The 8,098-nt window shown below is 39.3% G+C and carries 7 protein-coding genes and 1 pseudogene; 2 read left to right on the forward strand and 6 right to left on the reverse strand.

Annotated elements, in window-relative coordinates:
• Positions 1–38: 38 nt before the first annotated feature.
• Genes I5515_RS17245 through I5515_RS17255 form a run of 3 tightly spaced genes read right to left on the reverse strand, consistent with a single transcriptional unit; the run spans position 39 to position 4,417 of the window.
• Positions 39–1,652 (reverse strand): acyl-CoA carboxylase subunit beta, encoded by a 1,614-nt coding sequence (locus I5515_RS17245; RefSeq protein ID WP_199968965.1) that lies wholly within the window; start codon positions 1,650–1,652, stop codon positions 39–41.
• Between the two features lie 9 nt (positions 1,653–1,661).
• On the reverse strand, positions 1,662–2,591 hold the full coding sequence (locus tag I5515_RS17250; RefSeq protein WP_199968967.1) for an SDR family oxidoreductase: 930 nt from the start codon (positions 2,589–2,591) through the stop codon (positions 1,662–1,664).
• Between the two features lie 20 nt (positions 2,592–2,611).
• Positions 2,612–4,417, reverse strand: coding sequence for an acyclic terpene utilization AtuA family protein (locus I5515_RS17255; protein ID WP_199968970.1), 1,806 nt, complete (start codon positions 4,415–4,417; stop codon positions 2,612–2,614).
• 185 nt (positions 4,418–4,602) lie between these two features.
• On the opposite strand from I5515_RS17255, the gene I5515_RS17260 reads away from it, so the two are divergent.
• Both I5515_RS17260 and I5515_RS17265 read left to right on the forward strand, forming a co-directional pair.
• Positions 4,603–5,202: a TetR/AcrR family transcriptional regulator gene (locus I5515_RS17260; RefSeq protein ID WP_199968972.1), complete on the forward strand. Its 600-nt coding sequence runs from the start codon at positions 4,603–4,605 to the stop codon at positions 5,200–5,202.
• A 44-nt stretch (positions 5,203–5,246) separates the two neighbouring features.
• Positions 5,247–5,695, forward strand: a pseudogene (locus I5515_RS17265) (GNAT family N-acetyltransferase).
• Positions 5,696–5,740: 45 nt separating this feature from the next.
• On the opposite strand, the gene I5515_RS17270 reads toward I5515_RS17265, so the two are convergent.
• From I5515_RS17270 to I5515_RS17280, 3 genes are all read right to left on the reverse strand, one after another.
• On the reverse strand, positions 5,741–6,904 hold the full coding sequence (locus I5515_RS17270; protein WP_199968974.1) for an acyl-CoA dehydrogenase family protein: 1,164 nt from the start codon (positions 6,902–6,904) through the stop codon (positions 5,741–5,743).
• Positions 6,905–7,039: 135 nt separating this feature from the next.
• On the reverse strand, positions 7,040–7,603 hold the full coding sequence (locus I5515_RS17275) for a DUF4256 domain-containing protein (RefSeq protein ID WP_199968976.1): 564 nt from the start codon (positions 7,601–7,603) through the stop codon (positions 7,040–7,042).
• 20 nt (positions 7,604–7,623) lie between these two features.
• Positions 7,624–7,974: a GFA family protein gene (locus tag I5515_RS17280; protein ID WP_199968978.1), complete on the reverse strand. Its 351-nt coding sequence runs from the start codon at positions 7,972–7,974 to the stop codon at positions 7,624–7,626.
• Positions 7,975–8,098: the final 124 nt, after the last annotated feature.

Raw genomic sequence — 8,098 nt, forward strand, 5'->3', positions numbered from 1 at the left:
TTATTCCTATTAATTTTTTTAATTGCGGTAAAAGTTGATTAAAAACGAGATACACCAAAACGAGTTGGATTTAGCTCTCGCTGTTGTGCTTCATAAATAGTCTGTAAAAGGAAAATCAGTAGCTTTCGGGTATCTCGCGGGTCAATAATGCCGTCGTCATGCATCATGGCTGTATTGAAAAGCGCGGTAGACTGTTGTTCCAGTTTTATAGTTGTACTTTGCTCAAGGAAGTCAAGCATTTGAGGATTAGGTTCTTGACCCGAAGCTTTTTGCTTTCCTTCCGCCACAATACGTAATACTTTTCCAGCCTGAGCAGCCCCCATCACCGCAACATGCGAGTTTGGCCAAGCAAAAATAAAGTCTGGAGACAGGCTCCGACCACACATCGCATAGTTCCCTGCACCATACGAGCCTGCAACAACAATCGAAATTTTAGGCACGGTACAATTGGCAACAGCCTGAATGAGTTTTGAGCCATGTTTGATAATGCCATTTTGCTCAGCATCAGTTCCGACCATAAAACCTGTGGTGTTGTGCAAAAACAATAACGGACGCTTGGTTTGTTCACATAAATGAATAAACTGAGCTGTCTTCGCTGCCCCTTGAGGCGTAATCGGACCATTATTGGTAATAATACCAATATGCAATCCACCAATTTTGGCCCAACCACAAACAGTTAAATCATCATATTCTTGTTTAAACTCAAGGAAATCTGAATCATCAATAATTCTAGCAACCACATCTTTCATATCAAAGGGTTGTTTAGGGTCATTTGGAATGACACCTAATAATTCATCAACATCATAACGAGGTTCTTTATAGACCGCTTCAACTGGCTTAATTTGTTCTTTCCAATTGAGATGCTCAAAAATTTCACGTGCAAGCCGAATACCATCGGCATCATTTTCTGCTAAATACTCTGCTGTACCAGCAATTTGAGCATGCATTTCTGCCCCACCCAATTCTTCAGCAGTTGCAACCTCGCCAGTAGCAGCCAACAATAAAGGAGGACCTGCAAGAAGCATCTCGGTTTGTTTACGTACTGCAATCACATAATCTGAAAGACCGGGCTGATAAGCACCACCCGCTGTTGCATTACCATGTACTACAGCTAATTGAGGAATACCTGCCGCAGATAGACGAGCCTGATTGGCAAAAGTCATACCACCATAGGTAAATACTTCCGCAGCATAATTTAAGTTTGCACCACCACTTTCAGTCAACGTAATTAAAGGGAGTTTTTGCTCTAGGGCAATCTTTTGCAAACGTAAAGTTTTCTGTACACCCATGGGTGACATCGTCCCACCCTTAATTGCACTATTGCTTGCAGATACTAAACAACGCACACCACTGACAAAACCAATGCCAGCAATCACACCGCCGCCAGCTTCCGAGCCATCTTTATCATCATGCATGTTGTAGCCAACCAAGCCACAAAGTTCAATGAACGGAGAATCGGCATCTAACAATAATCGCACACGTTCATGCGGCAAAATCTTGCCTTTTTTATCGAACTTCGGTTTAGCAGCATATGATTTATCAATACTTTTTTGCTGAATTGCACCTACCTCACTCAACTGAGCAAGTAATGCATCTTTATTTTTTTGATACTGTTCACTACCTATCGCAATCTCAGATGGAAGACTTGTCATCGTTATTCCTCACTCCAAGCCTAGCTTGTCGTCTTGCAGCTGGGCAGAGCATTGCTCTGCTTTTCCAGCTTCATCTTTTTTAAAAATTTCTGGGATAAATGCACGGTGGAAACCATTATAAGATTCACTATTTGTGGCCTCGCTTAGTGGATACATACGTGTACCGTGCGATGCAGCACCATCAATACGCAAAGTCACGCCTGACACAAAAGCTGCCGCATCAGATAATAAATAACAAATTGCTGATGAAACTTCCGACTCAGTTCCCATTCGTTTTAAAGGAACATTGCCAGCAAGGCTTGGAATAATCACTTTCGCAAAATCACCGCTATAATTATCCATACCAGATGATACAATCCAACCTGGCGCAACTGCATTCACTCGAACGCCGGATTTACCCCACTCGACAGATGCTGTTTTAGTAAGGTTATCGACTCCAGAACGTGCCGCACCTGAATGGCCCATTCCTGGCATGCCACCCCACATATCCGCAGTCATGTTGACAATACTGCCACCATGTTTTGCCATCCATTGGTTATAAGCTTCACGCATTAAATAGAAAGTTGAGTGCAAGTTATTACGAACAACTGCATCAAAACCATTTGCAGAGATATTTTCTAAAGCTGATGGAAACTGACCACCTGCATTATTCACCAAGCCGTCTAGTCTGCCGAACTTTTCAATCACTTCGGCAACCATGCTTTTCACTTGTTCTTCTTCACGGTTATCACACACAATGAAATGAACGAACCCACCATCGTCTGTGATTTCTTGGCTGACTTTTTCCAATTTTTCAATTTTACGCCCTGTAATAATGACTTGAGCACCTAAAGCGGCCAGCTCATGTGCGGTACAACGGCCGATTCCAGAACCGCCACCTGTCACAATGACAACCTTATTGGTAAACGCATCCTGTCTAAAAATTGATTGATAACCCATCTTTATTTCATCCATTTCTATTATTTTTCTAAAAGATTTGCAGGAACCTTTACCGGCATATCTAATAATTGTTGAGCAAAGGCTTTGCCTTGCGGATCAATACGCAAGCTCGCCACACCACCACCGCCCAAGGCATTTTCGAGCATAAAATTCAGTGCATTTAAACCCGGCAACTCATAGCGAATTACACGTCCTTTTTCAGCATCTAAAACATGTTGCATATAACTGCCAACAGCTTGTTCAGTCAGTGCTGCACGAATCCATGGTAAATACTCTGCTCTACGCGCAATCACACCAATATTGCTATGGTTGCCTTTATCACCACTACGAGCATGCGCAATTTCAATCAAAGGAACTTCAATTTCATTGCCTTGATAAACTGCACTTTCACCTGCTGCTAACGTACTGAATTTCTGTGTAGAAGAGTTTTGAGGTATCTCAACTGGATAACGACTCCCCTCAAAATCGATTTCGGCATTAACTTGTTTTTTATCAATTAAAAAAGAAAATAATTTAATGACTGGAGACGCTTTTGGTCGCCCACCCACAATACCTGCCAAGGCTGGAGCCATTCCTGTAGAAGCCTGTGCAATTTCCGAAGCAAAGAACATGCAAGCTTCTTTAAACATATGCTTTACAGCGATTTTGACCACGACTTCACGACTGTTTAGTGCTTGAGCATGTACCCCATAGGTACTTTCAATACCTAATATTTCAATAGACTTTTCACTAAAAGGTGGCACCGAACGCATTGCCAAAACCCGCTCACATTTAGTCAAAATCGCATCTGCAATTACTTGTGCTTTTTGTGGAGCTTCGCGACCTGCAATTAAAAAACTGACTAAAACTCGATAACCATCAGGATAGGTTGCACTCACTTTATATTGCGCTGTGGGTGCTCTCCCAGTAGCACCAGTTACACGGACTCGGTGTTCACCTATTTGTTCTAAATGCACCTGACTAAAGTCTGCAACTACATCTGGCAATAAATATGCGTGTGGATTGCCAATTTCATAGACAATTTGTTCGGCAACCGTTGCCGTAGAAACCAAACCTCCAGTACCTTGTGGCTTAGTGACGATAAATGAACCATCCTTACTGACTTCAACGACTGGAAAGCCCATATTGTCGAAACCCTCAACCAATCGCCAATCGGTAAAATTCCCACCTATACACTGAGCACCGCATTCAATCACATGCCCTGCTAATGAGCCTTGAGCCAATTTGTTATAGTCATCGAGTGACCATTGATATTCATGTAATAAAGGGGCAAGCACCACAGCCGAATCAACGACTCGCCCCGTAATCACAATATCGGCCCCTAAATTCAAAGCGTTACGAATAGCTACCGCACCTAGATAAGCATTACTGCTCGCCACCTGTTCTGGCAAAGCTTCACCGCTAAACATTTCCTGAATATCTTGCTGCTTGAGTTGTTCATGTTTCGCTAAAAGATCATCACCTAACACCACCGCAACTTTCAGATCTAAACCATATTCTTTAATTATTTTTTGCAAGGCATCTCGACAAGCCAATGGATTAACTCCGCCAGCATTACTAATTACTTTAATCTTTTTTTCTGCAATTTTTTTAAGTAGAGGTGCCATCACCCGACTGACAAAATCTAATGCATAGCCATGTTTCGGCTCTATCATTTTCGCCTTTGCCATAATCGACATGGTGATCTCTGACAGATAATCAAAAACTAAATAATCAATATCAGTTAAATGTACCAATTGAAAAGCAGCAGTATTGGTATCCCCCCAAAACCCAGAGGCACAACCTATTTTTACAACACGGCCATCATCTTGCTGATTAATTGCCATCTTATTTCTCATTATTTTGTTTAAAAATTACACTCAACATTACCAAGCAAGCGCTTGGTTTGTAAAGAGCAAAATGTTATTGTGAGATTGACTAAAACTGCCAAACTCGACAAATACCTTGAAACATGGTGAGATTTGGCAAAATTTTCCCTTAATTATTTTTAGATAAAGGATCCAGCTTTCGCATGATTGCTACTTCAATTGAACAGATTCCTCACATCTCCTGCTTTGATGACAGTCCACGTGGTCGCTTATTACAAGGTGCAGCATACTTATTTCATAAGCAAGGCTATGACAAAACGACTGTTCGTGAACTGGCTCAATTTATTGGTATTCAATCAGGCAGTCTTTTCCATCACTTCAAAAGTAAAGATGACATCCTTGCCCATGTCATGGAACAAACCATCATTTATAACCTTGCTCGTTTAAAAGATGCAGCAGCTCAATCTACAGCTCCAGAACAACAATTACGTGCTCTGATTAAAGCAGAACTTATTTCAATTACTGGAGATACTGGCGCAGCCATGGCCGTTTTGGTTTATGAATGGTTTGCACTTTCAAAAGAAAAACAAGATTACCTGCTTAAAATGCGTAATGAATATGAGCAAATCTGGTTAGATATTATTGAAACATTACGGGCTCAAGGTAAGGTCAAACATGATGCCTTTATTTGGCGACGTTTAGTTGGTGGGGCGATTTCATGGACAGTGACATGGTATAAATCTGAAGGAAAAGTCAAAATTGATGAGTTAACTGAAATGGTTTGGGAGATGGCGATAAAATGAATTTAATCTATTAATTTAAACCTCAAGCTAATGATTTTACAGAAATTAAAGAAGCATATAAAAACAGTACTCACTTACATCAAGCTTGGTTTTATCCACCAGCAGACATTAAGCAATACTTACAACAAGAACATCATTATTTTTTTGGTTAACTGAAAGTCATGCAATTATCGGAACATTTAATATTTCGAATATTGTTGCGGCCACTTTCATTCAACCTATTTAGGTTATGAAGTATTTCATCCTTGTCAAGATCAAGGATACATGAAAGAAGGTTTAAAAATTGCTCATTGAAGCATTTAAAAAGCTAAATTTGCATAGATTAGAAGCAAATATATAACCTGAAAACACACCTTCAATTCGTCTTGTTGCGAATGCAGGGCTTATCAAAGAAGATTTTTCTCGACATTATCTTCGAGTGGGTGGCAAAGAGTGGAAAGATCATGAACGATGGGCAATTTTAAATGAAAAATGGATGAAACCGTCCCAATAAATTCATGAATAAGATAAGGTGGCCTAATAACCACCTTCTCAAAAATCAATAACCTAACTGCTTACTAATCAAATCTTTCATAATTTCTTCAGCGCCACCGCCAATCATATTGACCTTCACTTCACGGTAAATACGTTCAGATTTCGTTCCTCGCATGAAGCCCATACCACCCAAAGTTTGCACAGCTGCATCAGCACAAAATTGCATAGTACGTGTAGCAACATTTTTAAGCATTGAAATTTGAGCTACGAGCTCAGGCCCTTGTAAGTTTGGCTGAGTCATTTTCCAAGCAGTTTCTTCAAGCAAGGCCCGCGTTGATGTCAGTTGCGTTGCCATATCTACCAACTTATGACGAACTACTTGATGATCTGTTAGCCGCTTACCAAAAGTTTTACGTTGCTGCGCCCAATCTAAAGCTTCTTCATAACAAACTAGTGCATAACCATATGCCACTACTCCTAAGAAAAAACGCTCCATATTAAAGTTATTCATTATTACTTTAAAACCAGCATTTTCTTTACCAAGGAGATTTGATGTAGGAACTTTTACCTGATCAAAATGCAAATGTGCTGTATCAGATGCCCACCACCCCATTTTCTTCAAAGGCGTTTTAGTAATTCCCTCACTTTGAGCATCAATCAATAACATTGAAATACCATCAGCACCCGATTTAGTCGGATCTGTACGAACTGCAACGGTATAATAATCAGCACGAATTCCTGAGGTAATAAAGGTTTTCTCACCAGAAACGATATAGTACTCACCCTCTCGAATAGCCTTGGTCTGCAGTGCGGCAACATCTGAACCACCACTTGGTTCCGTAATTGCTAACGCTGAAATTTTTTCACCAGAAATAATTTCCGGAAGAACTTTGGCCTTTAATTCATCGCTTCCAAAATACTGAATCGGTGGCGCACCAATAGTATGTACCATCAAAGAAGTATGAACGCCTCCTGAACCAGCTTTTGCCATTTCAATACCAGCAAGTAATGAATAGAAGGGATCTGCATCTGGAATGCCACCATATTCTTCTGAAAAACCTAATCCTAATAAACCAATTTCAGCGGCTTTCTTATAAAGTTCTCTAGGAAATGTCTCCGCCTCATCCCATTCATTCACAAAAGGGGCTATCTCTTTTTGAACAAAACGACGCACGTTATCTGCAAAAGCAAAGTGCTGTTCATTATAGTAAATTGGATTTAGTTGCATTCCTTGAGACATCCTAATATTTTTATTTAAGTCCAAGGGTTATCTTGTCATGTTTCAGATCAATCAAAGTTTGCAAGAAACTCCAATTTGTTGGCATAAAGCATCAAAGCAAAAAACTTTAGCTAAAATTACAGCTTAAACCTTTAAATAACTACGGAATCCACGAGCTGCATAATAAGATTGAGCACCATTATGATAAATAAAAATTCGTCCATAACGACGATCGGCAAAAAGCGCTCCTCCTAATTTTCGGATATCCTCTGGTGTTGCAAGCCAACTTGATGTTTTAAGATCACATTCTTCTATTTGCTGCAACTGAAGATATTGCTCTTCGGTTAGAAGCTCGACTCCCATTTCTTTAGCTACATCTATTGCACTATTTTTAGGAGGATGATCTTTTCTAGACTCTAAAGCTTCACGATCATAGCAAAGACTTCTACGCCCCTTAGGTGTCTCGATACAACAGTCCACAAATAGATATTCATCTGCCTGTGGATCATAAGCAACAACATCGGGCTCTCCCCCCGTACTTTCCATTTCATTCAAAGACCAAACTTTATCAGGAGATTCTATTAGTTTAGCTTGTACACAAGACCATTCTATTTCTTTATGGCGATGTAAATTCTTTTCAAATCTCTTTTTTAATAATTCAATTAATGCTTCCATTTGCTTTGAAGATAATATTTTTTTTATTGTCATTGAATAAATCCTTATCTCTATTAGGCAGAACGCCCATCAAAATGATTTATTTTTATTTTCTCTAGGTCAATATCATCTATACATCGAATGTTAATTGCAAAAATAGAGTTACCTTCAGCATCTATACCTTGAGCATAGGGATGAATTCCACAATTTTTACAAAAATGATGATTAATCACATGTTTATTAAAGGTGTAATTTGCTAAAACATCTGAAGATTTTAAATAAATCGTAACTTGATCATTAGGTAAGAACCATAGTAAAGATCCTTTCTTTTGGCAGATAGAACAATTACAAGACAAAGCTTCTGATAGCTCACCTTCCACAGCAAATCTAACCTGCCCACAATGACAACTTCCTTGGTATTTCATTTTTATTCCTCGTTATTCTTGATATATGGCTTACTTTTTCATCTATACAAATAAATTACCACAAAAAATGAAATTAAATTGAATGCATTTCTAACTATTTATTTTATTATTCTTTTTAATTCTG

The organism is Acinetobacter calcoaceticus (assembly GCF_016508255.1).
GTDB classification, from domain to species: domain Bacteria; phylum Pseudomonadota; class Gammaproteobacteria; order Pseudomonadales; family Moraxellaceae; genus Acinetobacter; species Acinetobacter calcoaceticus_E.